Source organism: Polaromonas sp. P1_F1 (assembly GCF_056405795.1).
The window spans coordinates 126475-148135 of the sequence record NZ_JBFUBJ010000007.1 but is presented as its reverse complement, the minus strand read 5'-3'; the positions used below and the strand labels follow the sequence as shown (position 1 = coordinate 148135).

The 21661-nt window shown below is 63.4% G+C and carries 15 protein-coding genes; 5 read left to right on the top strand and 10 right to left on the bottom strand.

From position 1 onward, the window contains the following. Positions 1-15 precede the first annotated feature (15 nt). Positions 16-1368, bottom strand: coding sequence for a D-amino acid dehydrogenase (locus AC1DZE_RS18435; protein ID WP_477700406.1), 1353 nt, complete (start codon positions 1366-1368; stop codon positions 16-18). A gap of 107 nt (positions 1369-1475) precedes the next feature. Here AC1DZE_RS18435 and AC1DZE_RS18430 point away from each other — a divergent pair, with 107 nt between their 5' ends. Beyond that, a complete protein-coding gene (locus AC1DZE_RS18430; RefSeq protein ID WP_477670326.1) occupies positions 1476-2420 on the top strand; it encodes a LysR family transcriptional regulator ArgP in 945 nt (314 codons plus the stop codon). Positions 2421-2629: 209 nt separating this feature from the next. Next, positions 2630-6694 (top strand): PAS domain S-box protein, encoded by a 4065-nt coding sequence (locus AC1DZE_RS18425; RefSeq protein WP_477672671.1) that lies wholly within the window; start codon positions 2630-2632, stop codon positions 6692-6694. Positions 6695-6989: 295 nt separating this feature from the next. Here the strand turns inward: AC1DZE_RS18425 and AC1DZE_RS18420 are convergent, their stop codons facing one another. Together AC1DZE_RS18420 and AC1DZE_RS18415 are read right to left on the bottom strand one after the other, a co-directional pair. After that, positions 6990-7541 (bottom strand): hypothetical protein, encoded by a 552-nt coding sequence (locus tag AC1DZE_RS18420; RefSeq protein WP_477670324.1) that lies wholly within the window; start codon positions 7539-7541, stop codon positions 6990-6992. A 277-nt stretch (positions 7542-7818) separates the two neighbouring features. Further along, complete coding sequence (locus tag AC1DZE_RS18415; protein WP_477673521.1) at positions 7819-8670, bottom strand: metallophosphoesterase; 852 nt, start codon at positions 8668-8670, stop codon at positions 7819-7821. 117 nt (positions 8671-8787) lie between these two features. On the opposite strand from AC1DZE_RS18415, the gene AC1DZE_RS18410 reads away from it, so the two are divergent. Further along, complete coding sequence (locus tag AC1DZE_RS18410) at positions 8788-9201, top strand: DUF1801 domain-containing protein (protein WP_477673522.1); 414 nt, start codon at positions 8788-8790, stop codon at positions 9199-9201. Positions 9202-9234: 33 nt separating this feature from the next. Here the strand turns inward: AC1DZE_RS18410 and AC1DZE_RS18405 are convergent, their stop codons facing one another. Further along, positions 9235-10776 carry a sensor histidine kinase gene (locus AC1DZE_RS18405; protein WP_477670322.1) on the bottom strand — a complete coding sequence of 514 codons (1542 nt, stop codon included), beginning with the start codon at positions 10774-10776 and terminating at the stop codon, positions 9235-9237. A 190-nt stretch (positions 10777-10966) separates the two neighbouring features. Here AC1DZE_RS18405 and AC1DZE_RS18400 point away from each other — a divergent pair, with 190 nt between their 5' ends. Next, the gene (locus AC1DZE_RS18400; protein WP_431099058.1) at positions 10967-11143 is read left to right on the top strand and encodes a hypothetical protein; all 177 of its coding nucleotides are present in this window, start codon (positions 10967-10969) and stop codon (positions 11141-11143) included. Between the two features lie 135 nt (positions 11144-11278). Here AC1DZE_RS18400 and AC1DZE_RS18395 read toward each other — a convergent pair whose 3' ends face one another. The 4 genes from AC1DZE_RS18395 to AC1DZE_RS18380 all read right to left on the bottom strand — a co-directional run bounded on the left by AC1DZE_RS18395 (position 11279) and on the right by AC1DZE_RS18380 (position 18111). Next, on the bottom strand, positions 11279-12280 hold the full coding sequence (locus AC1DZE_RS18395) for a Bug family tripartite tricarboxylate transporter substrate binding protein (protein ID WP_477700405.1): 1002 nt from the start codon (positions 12278-12280) through the stop codon (positions 11279-11281). Positions 12281-12684: 404 nt separating this feature from the next. Beyond that, on the bottom strand, positions 12685-13572 hold the full coding sequence (locus AC1DZE_RS18390; RefSeq protein ID WP_477670320.1) for a hypothetical protein: 888 nt from the start codon (positions 13570-13572) through the stop codon (positions 12685-12687). Positions 13573-13652: 80 nt separating this feature from the next. After that, positions 13653-16424 (bottom strand): autotransporter family protein, encoded by a 2772-nt coding sequence (locus tag AC1DZE_RS18385; RefSeq protein ID WP_477700404.1) that lies wholly within the window; start codon positions 16422-16424, stop codon positions 13653-13655. Positions 16425-17154: 730 nt separating this feature from the next. Beyond that, positions 17155-18111: a LysR family transcriptional regulator gene (locus AC1DZE_RS18380; protein ID WP_477670318.1), complete on the bottom strand. Its 957-nt coding sequence runs from the start codon at positions 18109-18111 to the stop codon at positions 17155-17157. Between the two features lie 181 nt (positions 18112-18292). Here AC1DZE_RS18380 and AC1DZE_RS18375 point away from each other — a divergent pair, with 181 nt between their 5' ends. Continuing rightward, positions 18293-18949, top strand: a complete 657-nt coding sequence (locus AC1DZE_RS18375; RefSeq protein ID WP_477670317.1) for a hypothetical protein — start codon at positions 18293-18295, stop codon at positions 18947-18949. Positions 18950-19100: 151 nt separating this feature from the next. Here AC1DZE_RS18375 and AC1DZE_RS18370 read toward each other — a convergent pair whose 3' ends face one another. Next, the gene (locus AC1DZE_RS18370; RefSeq protein ID WP_477700403.1) at positions 19101-20993 is read right to left on the bottom strand and encodes a phosphoenolpyruvate carboxykinase (GTP); all 1893 of its coding nucleotides are present in this window, start codon (positions 20991-20993) and stop codon (positions 19101-19103) included. Between the two features lie 494 nt (positions 20994-21487). Next, positions 21488-21655, bottom strand: coding sequence for a hypothetical protein (locus AC1DZE_RS18365; RefSeq protein ID WP_164483721.1), 168 nt, complete (start codon positions 21653-21655; stop codon positions 21488-21490). Positions 21656-21661: the final 6 nt, after the last annotated feature.

Genomic DNA, 21661 nt, shown 5'->3' with positions numbered 1-21661 from the left:
ACAGGCAGGCGTGGATCAGGCGGTTTCAGGCTCCAGGCGGCCGCGCGCGCGGGCCAGCCCGTAAAAACCGAAATCCATGGCCGGGACCTCCCCGCAGATCAGCTCGGCCATGGCCTTGCCAGACCCGGCGCCATGCGTCCAGCCCAATGTGCCGTGCCCGGCATTCACCCACAGGCGGCCGACTTTGGTCTTGCCGATGTAGGGAATGTTGGTGGGAGTGGCGGGACGCAGGCCGGTCCAGAAATTCGGTGTACCGCCCTGCGCTTCAAGGCGGGTGTCGCACACGCCTGGCAGCACTTCTTCGATGCGGTCGGCCAGCATTTTGCAGCGCGCCCTGGCCAGCGGGGTGTCCAGCGAAAGGTCATAGCCACCGACTTCGATGGTGCCGGCCACGCGCAAGTGATCGCCGAGGCGGCTCATGGCACATTTGACCTCGTCGTCAATGGTGCTGACGAAGGGCGCAAGTTCCGGCTTGAGCAGCTTGAAGGTGGCGCTGTAGCCTTTGCCCGGATAGATCGGCAGGTCAACGCCCACCGAGCGCAACAGCGGCGCCGTGTACGAACCGCAAGCCACCACGATCTCGTCGGCCTTGAGTTTCATGACGGGACTCTCACTGCTGCCCGGCACGGTGCGTGCCCGGACGGCGACCGACTGGACCGCTCCACCGGACTTTTCCAGTCCTTCGATATTGTGTTCGTAGAGAAAGCGTACGCCCTTGTCGGCGCAGCGCTGTGCCAGCGCCTGGGTGAAGACGCGCGCGTCGCCGCTTTCGTCGCTGGCGGTATAAGTGCCTCCCACGATGCGGTGCGCAAATGACTTGAAGGCCGGCTCTATGCCCAGCAACTGGGCCGTGCTCACCACGCGACGCGCCACGCCGTACTTCTGCATCAGCGCCGCCGCTTCACCGGCGGTATCGAACGACTTCCGGTCGGTGTAGTAGTGCGCGATGCCGCGCTCCAGCCGGTTGTATTCAATGCCGGTGGTCCTGACCACCTCCTTGAGCGCGATATGGCTGTAAGCGCCGAGTGCCACCAGCTGCTGCACGTTGCGCTCAAACGCGGCGTCGTTGCATTGCGACAGAAACTGCAGGCCCCAGCGCCATTGCTGCCAGCCATCGCCGAAGGGCAATTGTGGCCGGAACAGCAGGGGGGCGTCGTTGCGAAACATCCATTTCAGGGCCTTCAGGGGGGCGTCCTTGTTGGCCCAGGGTTCGCAATAGCTGACCGAAATCTGCGCGGCATTGCCAAAACTGGTTTCCAGGGCGGCTCCGGGCTGCCGGTCCACCACAGTCACCTCATGGCCGCGCTCCAGCAGGTGCCAGGCGGTGCTGACGCCGATGATTCCCGCTCCCAAAACCACTACTTTCATACAAGCCCCTTTACAGCTTTCAAGTGTGAAGGATGTTGCTTTCAATTAATAGAAAAATTAAACTATCAGTGAAAACATCAGAACAACTAATACAAAGGAGGCTCTGCATGAGCACTTTTGATCCGGATGCGCTCGAATGCCTGGCAGCCATCGTGGAAGAGGGCGGCTTTGAGCGGGCGGCCCAGCGCCTGTCGATCACGCAGTCGGCTGTGTCGCAGCGCCTGCGTGCACTGGAGGCCCAGGTCGGGACCGTGCTGATCGTGCGCAGCAGGCCGCTCAAACCTACTTCAGCCGGCCAGCTGTTGCTGAAACACACCAAGATGCTGCGCCTGCTGCGTGCCGACCTTGAGCGCGACCTGAAAGAGCTGGCGCCCAGCTCGCTTGGCGGTGCGCGTGAGGAAGAGCGCATTTCCATCGCCATCAATGCCGACAGCATCGCCACCTGGGCCCTGCCGGCGCTGACCGACCTGGCGCAGCAGGGCCTGCCCATGGAGATCATCCACGACGACCAGAACTTCACCCACGAGTGGCTGCGTGAAGGCCAGGTGCTGGGCTGCGTCACCACACTCAAGCAGGCACTGCGCGGCTGCAAGGTGGAACCGCTGGGCGCGATGCAGTACATCGCGGTGGCTACGCCGGGCTTTGCGCAAAAACGGCTTGGCCTGGGCGAGGGCCCTGGCGGCAAACAGAACGCGCCCGCCTTGACGCAATACAACTTTCGCGATGTGCCTTTTATTGCGTTCAACCGCAAGGATGAGCTGCCGGTCGATTTCGTCGGCAAAGCTTTCGGGCTCAAGCGCGTCACCCTCAACCAGCTCTTTGTGCCGTCATCGGAAGGCATGGTCAGGGCTGTGCTGGCGGGCTGGGGCGTCAGCGTGGTGCCGCGCCTGCTGGCGCAAGGACTGATTGACACAGGCCAGCTCGTCAACGTGGCGTCCAGCTACACCCTGCCCATCCAGCTCTACTGGCATTGCTGGAACCTGGAGTCCGAAGTGCTGGATGCGCTCACCGCTGCACTCAAGCAGTCTGCAGCGCAGTCGTTGGTGACCTGATCGCACGAAAAGAGGCGCGCACCGCGTAATGGCTGTGCACGGCTGGCGGCCGACCGGGAACACCGGGGCAGCCATGCGCTAGTCGCTGTTTCACTCGCTGACAAAGGCAGGTAAGGGAGTAGTCCCATTTACAAAAGGCACTGGCTTCCGCACACTGTGACCTGATGCGCGCTTGGCGCTGCATTGCAGTGAAAGGCACGAGGTAACGAATGCTGGGATGGCTGGGGCTGCGTACCCGTCTGGTTTTGCTGGTGCTGCTCGCGCTGCTCCCGCTGTTCGGCTTGCTCGCGTATTACGCCGAACAAGGCCGCCGCACTGCGCTGGAGCATGCACAGGTTGACCTGCAGGCCCAGGTCGCGCTGCTCGCCACACACCAGCATCGCACGGTGGACAAGGTGCATGAGCTTCTCAACGGCCTGGCCAGTGCGCCTCATATCAAGAGCCACGAGCCTGGACTGTGCGGGCAACAGCTGAAAAACATCCATCGGGAGCACCCCGAGTTCACCCATGTGGGCGTTGTTGCGCCGGACGGCCGGCTGGTCTGCAGCTCACTGGGCCTTCCCGCCGGCAGTATCCAGGAAGATGACCGGCCATTTTTCCTGCAGATCATGACCGGCCAGCGTTTTGCCATTGGGACCTACGGCATTGGCCGCAGCAGTGGCCTGCCGGGCCTGATCTTCGCCATACCGATCCACACCGATTCCGGCGCCATGGGGGGCGTGGCCTTTGCCTCCCTGGGCCTGAAGGCCCTCGCAGAGCCTTTGACCGCCGCCTCCATGATGTCGGGCGCAAGGCTGACGGTGCTTGACCGGGACGGCGTGGTGCTGGCCGTTTCCCCGCAGGCACCTTCCTGGCTGGGCCGACAGCACCCGGACGCCGCCGTGCGCCAGGGCGTGCAAACGCGTCACCTGGGTGTGCTGCATGCACCTGATGCGCAGGGAAGCCAGCGGGTCTACGCTTTTGCGCCGGTTTCCGTCGAAGGCCGCGATGGGCTATTTGTGGCAGTCAGTGTCCCGCAGGAAATCATCGGCGCAGAAAGCCGCGACAACCTGCTTTCGGAGCTGGCGGCTTTGCTCGCCATGGCCGTGGCAAGTGCAGCCTGTGCATGGTGGATGGGCAACCGCCTGATCGTCAACCCGGCCAAGGCGATCCTGAAAGAAGCCAATGAGGTTGCAGAGGGCAATCTGGGGGCGCGTGTCAGGCTGGGTCCGTTGTACCAGGGGGAGCTTGGCGACATTGGGCAGACCTTCAATCGCATGGCTGGCTCCCTTCAGGCGCGCCAGGAGGAGCTTGATGCCGTGCTCAGCCGCGTGGACAAGGAGCGCTCCTTGCTCGATCTCATTCTCAACAGCATGAGTGAAGGTGTAATCGCGGCGGACACCGAAGGTCGTTTCCTGGTGTTTAACGCGACGGCTCGCAAGCTCTTTGGCGTAGCGCCAGGCCCCGGCGTGCGGGTCGAGGACTGGCGCCGCGACCACGAGCTGCTGACGCTCGACGGAAAAACCCCCTTGCCGGCGTCGGAGCGGCCGCTGGCGCGCGCAACGCGCGGCATCAGTATCGACAACTGGGACCTGGTATTTCGCAGGCCCGGCGCCGAAGACCGGGTACTCAGGATGAGCACGCGGCCCTTGCAGGATGACGCCGGCACGCTGGTGGGCGGCGTCGCGGTGTTCAATGACATTACCAAGGTCAAGGCCGCGGAGGATTTTGCCCTGGCGCAGGAACAGGTATTGGCGCTGATTGCCGGGAGCGCGCCCCTGCAGCGCTCGCTCGAGGCCGTGGTGCAATTAATTGAGACGAGTTCCCCGGACAGCCTGTGCTCGATCCTGCTGCTGGACGGGCAACACCTGCGCCTGGGTGCAGCGCCCAGCCTGCCGGACAGCTACAACCAGGCCATTGAAGGCCTGCCGGTAGGTGAAGGGGTGGGTGCCTGCGGTACCGCGGCGTTTCGCAACGAGATGGTCGTGGTGGAAGACACCCAGCTCGACCCGCTGATGAAGGACTACCGGGAGATATTGCTCGCGCATGGCCTGCGCGCCTGCTGGTCCCACCCTGTGGTTTCGACCGACGGCGAGCCGCTGGCAACATTTGCCATCTACCACCGCTATCCATGTGTACCCCAACCGCAAGATCTGGAACTGATCGACACTGCGGCGCGGCTAGCCGGTATTGCGCTGGTACGTGCCCGCGCCGAGGCGGCGCTGGTCAGCAGCGAAGCGCGTTTTCGTGAACTTGCAGAAAACATCAACGACGTTTTTTACAACGTGGATCCCCGCTCCGGCCAACTTCTCTATATCAGCCCCGGCTATGAGAAGGTGTGGGGCCGCAGCCGTGAGAGCCTGTATGCCAACCCCCTGTCATATGCCGACGCTGCGCTGCCGGAGGATCAGCCTTTGCTGAAGCTCGCCAGGAAGCGCAACCGCACTGGCGAATCCTCCGACATCGAATACCGCATCCTGTCCGCGGACGGCAAGCTCCGGTGGATACGCGACCACTCCTATCCGGTGCTCGATGCGTCGGGTGTCCTCGAGCGTGTGGTGGGCACCGCCCGCGACATTACCGACCGCAAGCTTGCCGACCTGGCGCTCGCAAACACCAACCGGGCCCTGCAGATGCTGAGCCAGTCCAGCATCGCCATCAACCGGATTGAAGACGAGGAGGCCCTGTTGGCCGAAGTCTGTCGTGTCGCCGTCGATGTGGGCAGCTACCGCATGGCCTGGGTGGGGTATGCACAGAACGACGAAGCGCGCACCATACAGCCCATGGTGCACGCCGGTAACGAGGGCGGGTACCTGACGGTGATCCGCCTGACCTGGCGTGATGACCAGGTTACGGGCCAGGGCCCCGCGGGCCAGGCCATTCGCACCGGGCTGCCCCAGCAAAGCGACATCAGCCGGGCCGACAATCATTTTTACTGGCAGGCCGATGCCATGAAGCGGGGCTACCAGAGCGCGGTTTGCCTGCCTTTGCGCGAAGGGTCCAGCAGTTTCGGCGTGCTATGCCTTTATTCGGCTGAGCCGCAGCAGTTCACCGCTGAAGAGGTCAAACTTCTGCAGGAGCTTGCCGACAACCTGGCGTTCGGCATCGTCAGCCTGCGTGAACGCCTGGAGCGCCAGCGCAGCCAGGAGGCCGCACGCCAGGCGGCAGTCAAGCTGCACGAACAGGCTTCGCTGCTGGACAGGGCCCAGGACGCCATCATGGTCCGCAACCTGGACCGGACCATACGTTTCTGGAACAAGGGTGCCGAACGCCTTTACGGATGGACAGCCGAAGAAGTGCTGGGCAAATCGATGGAAGAGTTCATGTACGAGGATCCCCAGGTGCTTGTGGGCGCCATGGCCCGCACGCTGGCCAATGAAGGGGACTGGACCGGTGAACTGGAGCAGCGCGCCAGGGATGGCTCAACGGTGGCCATCGAAGCACGCTGGACGGTGGTGCGCGACGAAGAAGGCAAGGTTAACGGGGTGCTCGGCATCAACACCGATATCCGCGAACGCAGGCGTGCGCGCGAGGAGATATTGCGGCTCAACGCCAGCCTGGAAGAGCGCGTGCAGCAACGCACCGCGCAACTCGAATTTGCCAACAAACAACTGGAGGCATTTTCTTATTCCGTATCCCATGACCTGCGCAGCCCGCTAAGTGCCATTGACGGATTCAGCGACCTGCTGCAGCGTGCCATGAACAAGTCCGACAGCACACCGCTGTCGGAGCGCAGCCGGCATTACCTGGCGCGCATACGGGCCGGGGTGGGGCAGATGGGGGAATTGATCGATGCGATGTTGACGCTGGCACAGGTGTCGCGCTCAAGCCTGCGTTGGGAGCCGGTCGACCTCAGCGCACTGGTCCAGGGCATCCTTGACGGCTACCGTGAACGCGAGCCCGAAAGGCCGGTGGCGCTCCATGTTGAAGCGGGCCTGACGGGGCAGGGTGACCCGCGCCTGCTCATGCAGTTGCTGGACAACCTGCTGGGCAACGCCTGGAAATTCAGCGCCAACCAGGAGCGCACCGAAATCACCTTCGGCCATGAGGTCGGCGAAGACGGGGAGACGGTGTATTTTGTCCAGGACAAGGGTGCCGGCTTCGACATGGCCTACGCGGAGAAGCTGTTTGGCGCGTTCCAGCGCCTGCATTCGCTGTCGGAATTTGCCGGCACCGGCATTGGCCTCGCCACGGTGCACCGCATCGTGGCACGGCATGGCGGGAAGGTCTGGGCCCAGTCATCCCTCGGGCAAGGCGCCACGTTCTATTTCACGCTGGGTGACAGGACCTTGTAAGGGGTGGAGCCCCCACGCTCCTCCACTGCGTGTGGGTCGCGAGGCCTTGCAGGCCGCAGCTCGCGAGACGCTTCGCCTCTGTCGCCCGTCCGAGCCTGCGCAGGCAGGCTCGGAGGCCGCTCGCCTGCAGTCCGGCAAAGTCGGTCCTGCGGCTTATGCTTGCATGAAGAGTTCGGCGGCGTAACCAGTGGGCGTATTTCACCAGTGGGGGCCGCGGGTCCGGCTTTGCCGGCCCCAGGCGCCGCCCCCTTGAGGGGGGAACAGGCTACACGCAGTGAGCCTGGACGGGGGTGGTTTAAAAGCTCTGCGGGCGCAGAGTTTCGCGCAGCGTCTGCGCTTTATCTGCGTCGAACTGGCCTTCAACCCGCGCCAGCACTTCACCCTGGCGGTTGACCACCACGGCGTAGACCTGGTCGGTGCCGTTGAGGCCGGCCGCACGCACAAAACTGGCTCGGTCGGTGAACACCGGCACCAGCCTGGCGCGCTCGGTATCTGCGGTGTAGTGCTTGAGCAACCTGTTTTCGACGGCGCTGCGCCCCGTCGGTGTGCCGGGGTCATTGACGATCGGCATGCGCATCCACGCGATGGACGAGTCGTTACGCAGGTTCAGCCCCTGGATCCAGCTCTCGGCCTGGACATGCTGGCCGCGCTGGAAGGTGATCAGTGCAAGGGTGCGGTCAGAGGGCAAGCCATCCGGCACGTTGACCGGCTGGCGCAGCAGTGTTTGCGCCATGAAAGCCGGCATGTGCCCCATGACGCTGGCCTCATTGGGTGATGCGAACGCAAACGCAAACGCAAGGCCGACGGCAAGCAGCCAGGCGCCAAGATAGGACACGTTGCTTTTCATGGTGCTCTCCCCAATGCGGGTGCGGTGCAGGAAGTCCTGCATGAACCCTTCATGCAAGATACATGCAAGCCGAACAGTGCGCAAACCAACAATTGGAACAAAGTGTTATCACTTTCGTGCTGACCCTTGGGTTCCGCGTTGCCGGTCGTGGTTGGGTTACGCGATGCGCAGGAAGTTCAAAAAAATGCCGCCGCCGTGTGCGCTGCGGCGCTACGACTTTAGTCACCAGCGGCACGTGGGCACCACGCCCATAAGAGGACGACTGAGTGCTTGAGTGCTATTGGCCGACGCGGATCAGCAAGTCGGGTAAAAACCCGTCCTGTTCATGCTTGCGCGCATAACCCAGCGGGTTCGCCACTACGCGGCAGCCGCGGCTGATGTAATTAATTACGCAATGCAGGTGCCCGTGCAGCCATAGGTCGGCCAGCGGCAGCAGGTCATCCAGCGTATTGCAAAAGCCCGCCGTACCCGGCACCAGGCCATAGCGCGGGTCGGCGCTCAGCAGGCTGGGGGCGAAATGCGTCACGGCCACAGTAGGCCCTTCAAATGGTACGGCCAGTGCCTGCCGCAACCAGGCCTGGCTTTTGAGGCCCTCTTCGCGCAGGTCGGCCGCCAGCAGTGGCTGGCCATCGCGAAAGGAATGGTTTTTTCCGAGATAAAAGTTGGCTGCGCGGAATGCTTTTTCGCGCGCTTTCAGTTGCTCGCCCGGCGTGATGTCCGATGCCTGGGCCTGGCCTGCGCTCAGGGCGTCAAAGTCGGTCCACAGCGTGCTGCCCACAAAACGCACACCCTGCAGCACCACGGTTTCACGTTCAAGCCAGACCATGCCCAGGCGCTCGCAGGTTTCGCGCAGCCGCACATGGGTTTCATCAAAGTCCAGGCCGTCGTATTCGTGGTTGCCCGGGACAAACAGCACCGGCGTCGGCCAGTCCGCACCGCCTTGGGCCAGAGGCAAGGGCGAAAACTGCCCCAGGCCGAAGTCGGCAATGCCCCTCTCGCCCAGCAGCGAGCCCTGCTGATAGGAGCCAATGTCGCCGGCCAGTACCAGCAGGTCGGCGCCGGGTACGGGCACGGCCTTGAAGTCGGGGTTGCTCTCGAGATGCAGGTCGGACAGGAGCTGGATGTTCACCCCGCCGATTGTGCGGGAAGACGGGGCCGGTTCCGGGTGGCGGGCTTTTTCGCTTGCGTCGCCCAGTGTCCGTGCGCTAGATTGCGCAGGCATGAAACAGGAACCAGGGAGCCACCGGTGACACCTATCCAGAACACAGCCGTCGCGCAGGCCTTCGCGGCCTACCCGCCACTGCTGCGGCGCAAGCTGATGGCCCTGCGCCAATTGATTCTGGACACGGCATTGGACACACCCGGCGTCGGCGATCTGGAGGAAACACTCAAGTGGGGCGAGCCGGCCTACCTCACGTCAGCCAGCAAAAGCGGCAGCACCATCCGACTGGGGCCGGTCAGATCCAGTCCAGCGCAGTACGCCCTGTACTTCAACTGCAACACCACGCTGGTGGACACCTTCCGCACCTTGTTTCCCCGCGAGCTGCGCTACGAGGGCAATCGGGCCATCGTGCTCGATGCGGCTGATCCACTGCCGAGGGATGCCTTGTCGTTCTGCATTCAGGCGGCGCTGACCTACCACCGGAAAAAAGGCCCCTGAAACGGCAAAACCGCCGGCGCCGGGCGGGGGGTGTCAGGCCAACGGCGCCAGCAGGCGCACGGTGAATGTCGTGCCTTGCCCGGGCCGGCTGGTGACTTCAATCTGCCCCTGATGCAGGTCAACGCATTCCTTCACGATGTGCAGGCCGATGCCGGTGCCGGAAATATTGCCGACATTGGTGCCGCGGTGAAAGCTGCCGAACAGGCGCGGCAGGTCGGCTTCCGGGATGCCGATGCCGTGGTCGCTGATGCGCAGGTGAATCTGGTCGCCCACGCCGCGAACGGCAAACTGCACCGGCGTGTCCGGGTCCGAATATTTCAGCGCATTGCCCAGCAGGTTGACCACGATGTGCCGCAGCAACTGCTGGTCCGCCGTGCGCGGCGCGTCCAGGCCGTCGCAGGTCAGCGACACGCGCGCGGCCTGCGGGTTGCCGCGCTCAAGCTCACCCATCACCTGCACCAGCCAGTCGGGCACGGCCAGCGGCGCGGCTTCGAACTGGAACTTGCCCAGCTCCAGGCGGCTGGTCAGCAGCACCTGCTCGACCATGCTGTTCATGCGGGCCACCGCCGTCTTGATCTGCCCCAGCAGCTCCCGGCGTTCGCTGGCCGGAAAGCTGGCCCCGTAGGCATCCAGCAGCTCCACAGACGACAGGATGGCGGCCAGCGGCGTGCGGAACTCGTGCGATGTCACGGCGACAAACCGTGACTTCAGCTCCGACAGCTCGCGCTCGTGCGCCAGCGCCTTGCGCATGTCTTCCTCCGCCTGGCGCTTGCGCGTGACATCGGTCAGGAAGTTGAGCGTGGCGGGCGCGCCCTGCCATTCAAACATCACCGCGCTGATCTCAAGCCAGCGTATGGCGCTGCGGCTGTGCTGCACGCGAAACTGGTAGTAGTTCTCCACCGGCTCGCCGCGCAGGCGCTTCATGTGATTGCTCAGCACCTTCTCGCGGTCGTCGGGGTGGATGAATTCGATAAAGGGCAGGGACTTGGCGGTTTCCTCGTCCAGCGAGGTCAGCTCCAGTGCCTTGGGGTTGGCATACAGGATGCGCCCGGCCGCCGTGACAAGAATGCCCTCGCTGACGTTTTCCACCACCGCGCGGTACTTGGCCTCGGAGTCGGTGCGCCGGCCGATCTCCACACGCAATTGCTTGGAAGTGTCGAGCTGCCAGGTGATGTTGTTGGCCAGGTGGATGACGCGCAGCAACTGCCCCGAAGGGCTGTGCATGGGCAGCGCGCGCTGGCTCAGCCGGGCATTGCCGCCCTGGGGCCGGATGACCCTGTACTCTTCGCTGCGCTTCAGGGGGCTGGTTTGCAGGCTCAGCACCCGCTCGCGGTCTATTGGGTCCACATGCTCCAGCCATTGCCACGGCCGGTCTGCCAGGGTGTCGGCCGACAGGCCCCAGAACGCCTCGAACGCCGGGTTGGTATAGGTGATGCGGCCAGTTTGCGGGTCCCAGGACCAGAGCATCGCGTCAATATTCGAGGCGATCTGCCGCAGCAGCGCCAGCGCCCCGTCCGGCGATGAAGCAGGGGTCTCAGCCGTGGGCAGGGAAGAGGGATTTGGGGGATGGGCCACAGCCCAAGCATAGCCGCCGGCTCCGTGAAGTTTTCCCCGGAAATCACGTAGAAATGACCTGCATGTGCCGCCGCGGAGCACGGCATGCATTTTTTGCATGGGTTTGGGGCCCGGTTAGGCTTGAAACCCTAGGGAAAACCCTTATTCTTCATTCACCGCAACTTTTTCACCCCATGAAGGTGACCCTGACATGTACAGCCTGATTTCCCAGATCGCCCGTTTCCTGCCCGCCGCAACCCGCGTGGCCCCTGTGAACGGTGTGGCCCACAACCTGATGGAACGCGCCGAAGCACGCGCCGGCCGCAATCCGCTGCAGGCCCAGGAACTGCGCAGCGCCGCCTACGCTTACCTCAGCGTGGTTCGCTGAGCCCCCACGCTTCCCCGCTTCGAGCCTGCGGCGCGCTGCCCCTTTCCTCACGTATGGGGCCGGCCGCCTTGCGGCTGGCAACGCCAGACCGCGGCTTCAGCTGGTAAAGACGAGGCCTTGTTCGGACGGATGCGGTCAGAGCTTGACCCCTGCTCCTTTGACGGCGGGCGACAGTACGGCCACCTGCTCCCTGACGAAGCCGGTGAACGCCGCCGGGCTCATGGGCTGGGTGGTGATGCCCAACTCCAGCATCTTCTTTTTGATCTCCGCCGTTGCCAGTATTTCGTTGCAGGCGCTGCTCAGCCGTGCCACGACGTCGGCCGGCATGTGCGCCGGACCGCTCAAACCAAAGAAGTTGTCCAGCACCAGCTTGCGGTAGCCAAACTCCACCACGCTGGGCACATCCGGCACCAGCGGTGAGCGGCTGGCCGACGTTACGGCCAGCGGCACCAGCTGCCCGCTCTTGAAGTAGGGCACAAAAGCCGTCAGCACGTCGATGCCCACGGGGATCACGCCCGCGATCAGGTCTGTCGTCATGGGCGCACCGCCGCGGTACGGGATGTGCACCAGGTTCACGCCCATGGACTTTTTCATCAGCTCGCCGTAAATGTGGCCGATCGAGGCCGGGCCGCCCGAGCCGAAGTCGAGCCGGCCCGCTTTGCGGGCCTGCGCTTCCACATCGGTAATCGTCTTGATGGGCGCTTGCGGGTTGGCCATCACCACGCAGGGCGCGTTGCCGATCAGTGCGATGTGGGTGAAGCCTTCCACCGGGTCATAGGGCTGCTTTTCCAGCGCGAACGGGCCGATGGAAACCGGTGTCGAGTTGCTCAGCATCAGCGTGTAGCCGTCAGCCGGCGCCTGCGCCACCACCAGGCCTCCCACGCTGCCGCCCGCGCCCGGCCGGTTGTCGACCACCACCGCCTGCCCCAGCTTTTTGCCCAGCTGCTCGGCCATAACCCGCGCGACGATGTCGCTGGCGCCGCCGGCCGGAAAGGTCACCACGATCTTGATCGGCTTGTCCGGCCAGGCAGCCAGGGCCGGCAGCGCCATGGATGCGGCGCCGCTGGCGAGGATCTTCAGCGCGGTGCGGCGCGCAAGTGGGTGTGAGGGCGTGGGGGTATGTGGGTGGTCTGGCATGCGCGGCTCCTGCGTACAGTTTGTGTGCAAAAGTGTGTGCAAAAACCATGCCCCTCGGCCGCGAGCCGCTTGAATGGGATTGCCCGCGGGCGTTTGGCGTCAGCGTGACGCTACTGAATTAGTAGCGGCTCGCGCCTGTCCTCATTGGTTTACAGCCCGATTGAGGGGGTAAAAAGGCGACTCAGGGGGGCTTTTGACCCTCCAGCCTGCCCCTGGGGTGCCGCAAAAGCCCTGGCGATGCCGGAAACCCCGTGAAAACCACTGATTTCAAGCACAAAAGATAGCTGAAACCCAATACAGATGGGCGCAAGCAGCTATCTATTTGATAGCGATAGCATGGCAATCTGCCGCCGGCTTCAGCCGCCTCGACAGGGTGCATGCGTGATCCTGCTGCCGGCCCGCGATTACCGCCAAAGCTCCCCATTAAAGGAAACGCTTTTGACCATGTGTTCCTCCAGGTAGGCTTCCTTGTAGGCGGAACGCACGGTTTTCCAGGTTTCGCTGGTCACCGGGAGTTCCGTGCGTGCCGAGATGACGGCGCGAAACGGAATGTGGCCGACACCGGTGAAGGTGGCTTCTGAACGCAGCACCACATTGCAGTTAATGGTCTCTCCCGGCCCGATCAACCCGCCAGGGCAGATGTCAGCCTGCACATCACTGGCTTTCAGTGCCAGCTTTGTGTTGGGCAGAGGGTTGAGGGTCAGGGCGATGCGCGGCGGGGTCACGCGGACGGCGCGGCGGCTTGCGTTGGTCAGGCTAAAACCGAATGAGACGCTGCGGTCCAGCCACGTGACCTTTTGCTGGAACTTGACCTGCAGGTTCGGCGTCAGCGAGTCCACCAGTTCATCGACCACCTTGACGCGCTCCAGCCGCTTGCGTTCCGCGGCCTGGGCGTCGGGCACCGGTTTCTGCACCGGCTCCGGAACCGGTTCCGCTGCGGCCTTGGGCTGCTGGATCTCGGCCTTCATCTGCTCCATGTTGGCGCGCAATGCCTCGGTCTGGGCCTTGGCTTCGGCGAGCTTCTGTTCAAGCTGCTGCTGGTTCTTCTGGTTCGCGGCCATCAGCTGCTGCATCAGCAGCTGGGCTTCCTTCTGTGCCTTGGCCGCAGGCCGGTCTACCAGGGTGTAACGCGCTGCGCTGCCAGCCACCACAATCGCCAGGCCGATGATCAGCAAAAAAACGATGGTGTCGTATCGGTGGGCGCCGGCGTCCTTGCCGGGTTTCGGTTTGGGTTGGCGCGGCGGGAGAGGCGGCAGGGATGGCGGGATGGGGGGCATGCTTTTGTAAGCCATGAGGTATGCGCGGGTGTGGCTGGATTAAATGTGTTGTGAATCAGGTCGGTCAGGGGCCAACATGCTTTGAGATGCCCGGCTCACCATTTGCCGCGCACCCCCATCAGCAGGGCCAGGTTGCGCTGGCGTGCGTTCTGTTCGGTCTGGAGGTCGGCGAAGAGGTTGAAGTTGTCGTGGATGCGGCCCGAAACGCCCACGCCCAGGACCACCGTGTTGGCATTGAGGGCCACGCCCGCAATCTGGAACTGGTAGGGCGTGCCGGCGCCCTGCAGCTGCGCCGTCATCGGGGTGTTGTATTTGCCAAACTCATGCGCCCACACCACCCGCGGCTCCACCCGCAGCCGGCCCACGTCAAAGCCGGCTTTCAGCCCCAGCAACGATTTGGTTGAGTACACGGTTTGCGCGGCGACCTGCAGATTGAGCGCACCGGCGCCCTGCTCGGCAAAACCGTTGGTCTGGTTGCGGCTGAAGGCCAGCGCGGCCATCGGCTGCAGCGTCCAGCCGGTCATGTCCAGGTCGTACGTCAGCTCGCCGTAGGCCGTGGCGGTGCTGCTGTCGAAGTTCGACGAGGCCACGCGGCTGATCGGACCGACCACGATGCCGCGGTCCATGTGGTTGCCGTGAAACGCCACGCTGGTCACGCCGTTCAGGCGCCAGGCCCCGTCGGTGTAGCCGGCGTACATCGCCAGCGCCGCGCTGCGGGCCCTGCCCTGGTCACCTGAATCAAAGCTGACCCTTGATGTGCCGATGGTCACGGCGCCGCCCAGCATCAAGCCCGGCGACACTTCGGCGTCGTAACCCGCACTCAGGCCGGTGCTGTTCAGGCGGCTGGCCATGGCATTGCCGTCGCTGTCGGTGGTTTGGTGGCTGCCGTAACCGCGCAGCCAAAAACCGCAACCGTCTTCGGCGGCCGGGAAAAGTGCCCTCAGGGCTTCGCGGCCACCGACATCGTCGCTGCCGCAGACTGAGCCCAGGCTGCTTCGGCCCACGCGTGCCTGCAGCTGTTCGCCGAACGCGGCGGTAAAGCTGGGGCCGGCACGGCGCAAGGCCACCAGGTTGGCGCCGCCTATGGCGTCGAAGGCCGCGAGGGCCTGCGGCACTGACAGGCTGTTGAGGGCGCTGAGCACCGTGCTCATGTCGCCGCTCGCGCTGCCGGAGGCATCTTGAAGTGCGTTGGAGGCCGACTGCTGGTTGGGCGTCATGCCGGGCAGGGTGTTGTAGCCGGTGCTGTTGCGCGCCAGGGTCAGATACACGTTGTTGGGGTCGTAGGTGAGCGACGGTGTCAGAAACGCCAGGTTGGTCGTGAGCCCGCTAAAGACGCCGGTGCGCCCGCCTGTGGCATTGAGGATGGTGTACTGCGTGGTCGGCGAATAGGTGCCGGCGCTGGCCAGCACGTTGACCGTGCCGCCGTTGATGGTCAGTGTGCCGGTGGCGTTGGTGCGGTCGTTGCTGCCGGCTGCATCGACCTCCACGCTGTAATTGGAGCCGGCGTTGAAGGTCAGGTTGCCGACCACGGTGAGCGTGCCGATGGAATTGCCCGGCGCCAGCGTGCCGCCCGACTGGATGGTGGTGTTGCGCACGGAACCGGTGCCGCCCAGCGTGCCGCCGTTCTGCACCTGCACGGCAGAGTTGGTCAGGCTGCCGTTGACCGACAGCGTGCCGCCGCTGACGACGGTGGCCCCGCTGTAAGTGTGGGTGCCGGAAAAGGTGACATTGCCGGTGCCGCTTTTGACCACATTGCCGGTGCCGCTGATGACACCGCCAAACGTTCCGTTGCCTGCTTGCAAGAATTCCAGGTTGGCGTTGGTGGTAATCAAGCCCTGCAGGTTGGCGGTGGTGCCGCGCAAGGTGCCGCCATTGATGGTGGTGCCGCCTGTATAGGTGTTGGTGCCAGAAAGAATCACCGTGCCGCTGCCTTCCTTGACCAGCGTGCCGCCTCCATTGATGGAGCCTGCAAAGGTGCCGTTGGTGGTCTGGTCGAATGTCAGCACGCCGTCGTTGCTGATGACTCCCTGCAGGCTGGTGGTGCTGCCGGTCAGGCGGGCATTGGTTCTGACGAAAGTGCCGCCGGTGTAACTGTTGGCGCCCGTCAGTACGGTGGAGGAGCCGCCGATAGCGAATACCTCGACCCACCCGCTGCCGCTGATTGCGGGGGAGAAGATGTAGGGGGTGGCGTCGTCCTGATTGAACTTGATGCTGGAGCTGGCATTGCCGAAAACCACGGCGCCGGCATCCAGGGTACCGCTGGGCCCGATGTTGCCGATGACCAGCGTCCCGGTGCCCACATTGCCCAGATGCAGGGTGCGGGTGCCGCCTACCGTCACGGTGGCGCCGGTGCGGATGCCCAGGAGCCCGTCTCCATTGTTGCCAACAATGAACTGGTCTCCCGGAGCCAGGCTGGGGGGGGACACGTTCAGGCTGGCGCCGGCGCCGCCGATGAGGATCTGCCCTCCGGTCGCCGTGTCGCCCACGCTCAGCCGCGTGGCCGTAACGCTTCCATTAATCAACAGGGATCCTGCGTTACCCGGCGCTGGCGTGGTGCCCAGCAGGAGCGTGTCGGCGGCCAGGGTGCCGCCGGCGTGGACGACCACCTGGCCGTCTCCCTCCACTTGCAGCGTGCCCACCTGGCCAGCCCCGGTAACGTCCACCTGCTGGTTCGTCGGGACCCTTGCCACGCTGGCGGCTGTAGGCGTGCCGCCACTCCAGTTGGCCGCGTCGTTCCAGTCCTGGGTGCCTGCGGCCGAGAAATCGTTGGTGGCCTGGGCATGGCCGGCATGCGGTGCCATGGCCAGGCCGGCGAATGCCAGCGCCAAGCCAAGTGGCTTGAGGGGAAAGTGCAGGCAGGAATTCATGCGGGCCAGTTTTGGAGTGTGGGTTCAGGCCGTGCCGGTCAACGGAACCCAAAGGCGATTGCCTTGCCAGAGGACATCGCGATCTCGGCTGCAAACGCAGTTAATGATTTAGCTAACATTTTTTAACGTGTGCCTCGCAGTAACTACGGCCTCTGGGAAGGGCTCCGTACGGGTGTGATGTCCATGTTTTGACTTTGCTTCACGTTACATTTTTTTGCAAGTAGGCCGTTTGACGACTTATAACGCCTAGAGCATCAAATAGAAGAACTAAAGAATTAATTTGATCTGGCGGCGCCGGTCAGGAGCGGCCGGAGGCTGGCCTGTAGCCCGAAAAAGCGGTGCGACACGCTGGAAATTGCGCCGCAGGGCACCGGATTCGGGCCTTTAAGTGCGCTGTTGCGGTGTCTGCGTTGCGTGCTGGCCACACCACAGCCGGGAACTGCAGCGGTTTGATCCGGTTGCCACGGCTGCTATCAAATAGCTAGCTCCCTGCGCTTGTCCTTATTGGCCAAAACAGCAATTTGATGGGCAAAAAATGTGTGCTGGAGAAGCGCGCTCCAGTAGCAATGGCCCCCGGGCGACGATTTCTGCACCCAAAACTGCCTGTTTTGGCATCAAAAATGACCCTCGCCCAATACTGACTTGCGCGAGTAGCTATGATTTTTATAGCGCTGTGTAGACATCTCTTCGGATAGCCAGGCTGGCCAGTCCTTTGGGTGGGTCAGGGGCTTCAGGCCAAAAACGCCCTGTCGGCCGCACGCACCAGCACCTGCCGCAACCACACATGCGCGCTGCGTTGTTGCGAACGCCGGTGCCACAGGGTATCCACGTGCACCGGTGACACGTCAAACGGCAGGGGGCGCAGCACCAGCTGGTCGGCAATGCCCGTCACCCCGACGAAATGCCGCGGCAGCACAGTAAGCAAATTCGAGTTGGCCACCACCCGCCCCGCCGTGAAGAACTGGTTGACCGTCAGCACCACATGCCGTTCCCGGCCCAGGGAGGCAAGGGCTTCGTCGACGAAACCATAGGGCCGGCCCGAAAAACTCACCAGCATGTGGCGCGCCGCGCAGAACTTGCTCAGTGTGAAGGGGCCGGTAGCCAGCGGGTGGTCTTTGCGCATGACGCAGACGTATTCGCCGTCATACAGCCGCTGGTGCAAAAAGGGCAAGGGCTCGCCGCTTTGCGCGCCGGCCGTCAGGTCGGCCAGCACCGAGGGAAAGTAGCCGACCGCCAGGTCGCACAGTTCCTCGTCCAGCAGGCGCCGCGGGTCGCGTGTGGTCAATGGAATCACGCGAATTGAGACACCGGGCGCTTCCTGGTCCAGTGTTTCCACCAGGCCGGGAATCAATTCAGCCGCGGTGGCATCGGCCATGGCCAGCACAAAGATGGTGGTGGCTTCGCCGGGCACGAATTCGTTGGGCACCAGCGACTCCTGCAACTGCTGCAGGGCTTCGCGCACGGCCGGCCAGATCGCCACGGCGCGCGGGGTGGGCGCCATGCCCTGGCCGCTGCGCTGCACCAGCTCGTCGCCCAGGGTTTCACGCAGCCGGCGCAGGGCGTTGCTGACAGCCGGCTGCGTCAGCGACAGGTTGCGCGCCGCCCGGGTCAGGCTGCGCTCAGCCATTACTTCGTCGAACACGCGAAGCAGGTTGAGGTCCAGGGTCCGGAAATTGAGGGGGGTCAAGGGCTTGGGGCGGGTGTTGAAGGGTGAAAAGAAGGTGAAAAGAGGGCGGAGAACCTCAGGTTATCACCAATATGAATGAATCACATCATAAAGATAAAGTTGAATAACATCAGTGATAACCCTAATATCCCTTACCCGCTGCAATTTTGGTTCAGCGGAGTTAACCCAAAGGGAGTTCACCATGACCAGCTTCGTCAATATCAAATATTCCACACAGCACCCCGGCGTTGTCCGCGCTGAGTCGGCCTTTGGTGCCGTACGCCAGCTGGGCGGTGCTTTTTCCGGCACCCGCGGCCTGGCCACGCTGCTGTTGTCCGCTGTTGCGGCCGCCGTGATGGTGGTGGCTTATCAGGTGATGGACAGCGTCGCCGAAGGCCACCTGCTGGTCATGTGGATCGGCCTCTGGGCTGTCGCTTTTGCTGTCCTGGCGATTTTCGCCGGCGCTGCGCGCAATGCAGCCGTCAGCCTCAAGGTCGGCCTGGACGCCTGGTCGCGTAGCCTGGCCGAAGCCCGCGCCGACCAGCGCCTGTGGCAAGCTGCCAAGAACGATCCCCGCGTGATGGCCGACCTGCAAGTTGCAATGGCCCGTCAGCAAGTCGCCGTTGAAGAGGCTGTTGCTGCCCCCGCAGCCGTGGTGTCCGCTCCGGCGGGCCTGACACAGCGCGCCCTCCGTCTGGGCGGTGCAGAACTGAAGGCTTTCCTGCGCAGCCAGGCCGACACGAAAGTTGCCGCTGCTGAAGCTGTGGTTGATGAGGTATCTGCTCCAGCCGGTCTGTCACAGCGCGCCCGCCGCCTCGGTGGTGCGGAACTGCGGGCTTACCACCGCAGCTACATCTAAGCGCCAGGCGCCCCTGCGCTGCGCCGCTCTTTGCAGCGGCCCACAAAAAAAGCCACCGGATCGGTGGCTTTTTTTTGCCTTGGCGCAGTCATTGCACCAGGAATGAGGCGTACCGCAGGTTGTGCGAAACGCCCCGCGCTTGGTGTGCCGGTCAGGCGGCCAGGCGGCGCTCGATCGCGGCTTTGGTCTCCTCCAGCTCTTTCGGCAGGTGATGTTCGAGTTGCTTGAACAGTTCGGCGTGCAGCTCCAGCTCCTTGAGCCAGGCGGCCTTGTCGATGCTGGTCACGGTCTTGAACTGCTCGGCGCTGAAGTTAAGGCCGGTCCAGTTCATGTCTTCATAGCGGGGGCTGACGCCGGTGATGTGCTCGACGCCCTGGCCCTTGCCTTCGATGCGGTCGATCATCCACTTCAGCACGCGCATGTTTTCGCCGTAGCCGGGCCAGACAAACTTGCCGTCTTCGCCTTTGCGGAACCAGTTGGCCGTGAAGATTTTCGGCAGCTTCGCGCCCGAGGCTTCGAGTTTCTGGCCCACGTTGAGCCAATGCTGGAAGTAGTCGGCCATGTTGTAGCCGGCAAAAGCGATCATCGCGAACGGGTCGCGGCGCACCACGCCAACCTGGCCGGTGATGGCGGCCGTGGTTTCGGAGCCCATGGTGGCGGCCATGTACACGCCTTCCACCCAGTTGCGGCCTTCGGTGATCAGCGGCACGGTGTTCGAACGGCGGCCGCCAAAGATGAAGGCGTCAATTGGCACGCCGGCAGGGTCGTTCCAGGCCGGGTCCAGCGCCGGGTTGTTGGTGGCGGCCACGGTAAAGCGTGAATTGGGGTGGGCGGCCTTGGCGCCGGTTTCCTTGGCGATTTGTGGCGTCCAGTCCTTGCCTTGCCAGTCGATCAGGTGCGCCGGCAATGCCTTGCCGGGGGCGTCCTGCTCCATGCCTTCCCACCAGACGTCGCCGTCGTCGGTCAGGCCGACGTTGGTGAAGATCACGTTTTTGTCCAGGCTGCGCAGGCAGTTGGGGTTGGTCAGCATGTTGGTGCCCGGTGCCACGCCGAAGTAGCCGGCTTCCGGGTTGATGGCGTAAAGGCGACCGTCCGCACCCGGCTTGATCCAGGCGATGTCGTCGCCGATGGTGGTGACCTTCCAGCCTTCAAAGCCTGCCGGCGGCACCAGCATCGAGAAATTGGTCTTGCCGCAGGCCGAAGGGAAGGCCGCCGCGACGTGATACTTCTTGCCTTCGGGCGAGGTCACGCCCAGGATCAGCATATGTTCGGCCAGCCAGCCAGGGTTGCCGGAGCCGTCTTGCGAAGCCGCGCGGCCCATGTTGGAGGCGATGCGCAGCGCAAAACACTTCTTGCCCAGCAAGGCGTTGCCGCCATAGCCGGAGCCGTAAGACCAGATCTCGCGCGTTTCGGGGTAATGCACGATGTACTTGGTTTTGTTGCAAGGCCATTTCACATCTTGCTGGCCTTCGGCCAGCGGCGCACCCACTGTGTGCACGCAGGGGACGAATTCGCCGTCGAGGCCGAGCACGTCAAACACGGCTTTGCCCATGCGCGTCATGATCTTCATGTTGACGGCCACGTAAGGGCTGTCGGACAGTTCAATGCCGATGTGCGCGATGGGCGAGCCAAGCGGGCCCATGCTGAAAGGCACCACGTACATGGTGCGGCCCTTCATGCAGCCATCAAACAGGGGCTGCAGCGTGCTGCGCATTTCAGCGGGCGCCATCCAGTTGTTGGTCGGGCCGGCGTCTTCCTTTTTGGCCGAGCAGATGAAGGTGCGGTCTTCCACGCGCGCCACGTCAGTCGGGTCGGAGCAGGCCAGGAAGCTGTTTGGGCGCTTGGCTTCGTTGAGTTTTTTGAAGGTGCCGGCGTCGACCAGTTGCTGGCACAGGCGCTGGTACTCGGCGTCGCTGCCGTCGCACCAGTAAATGTTGTCGGGCTTGCACAGGGCCACCATGTCGGCGACCCAGGCAATCAGTTTGGCATTCTTGACGTAGGGGGGCGTGTTGAGGTTAAGCCCTTGCATCGCGGGATGGTTCATCGAAAAAACTCCAAAGTTAAAAAGCGTTATTTCGGGAAACGTCGCGCGGCAACCTGGGTGGTTGCGACACGGAGACGTTTATCGGAATAAGGCTTGGAAGCTTCCCTTTGCACAACAAACAAGTCCCGGTCGGCGGGCGGTGCGCAAGCTTCAAAAGTGCTGCGGCGCAATGACAAAAAGCGGCAGCGTGAGGCTGCTTTTCATCTTCCACGGGTCGGCCAGTCAATTCATTTTAAGAAGATCGGCGCGAGTTACCTGTAAGTTACAGGCAAAAGTTATGCATAACCGGCATGAGGTTATGCATAGGCTACACCGGGGTTCCGGCAGTCATGACATCGGGGCGAAGAATGCCGGGACGGTCGTTTCGGCCCGCAATTTCAGGCTGGTTCTTCGATGAACAGGCTGAAGATGGCCGAGAGAGATGGGAGAGGGCACGGAGCCTGGAAACAAAAAAGTCCGCGAGATGCGGACTTTTGGGGTGAAAGCGGGGGCTTTCAGGCCATGTAGATGGCGATAAACGCCAGCAGGAACATCAGCACGCCGCCCACCACGGGCAGAACAATGGGGATCAACGGAACGATCGCGTCGACGGCATCCTGCTCCTGGGCGGGGGTGGCGCTGTCGTGGGCTGCATTGGTGGTGTGGCTGGCTGGACTGGACATGGGGGT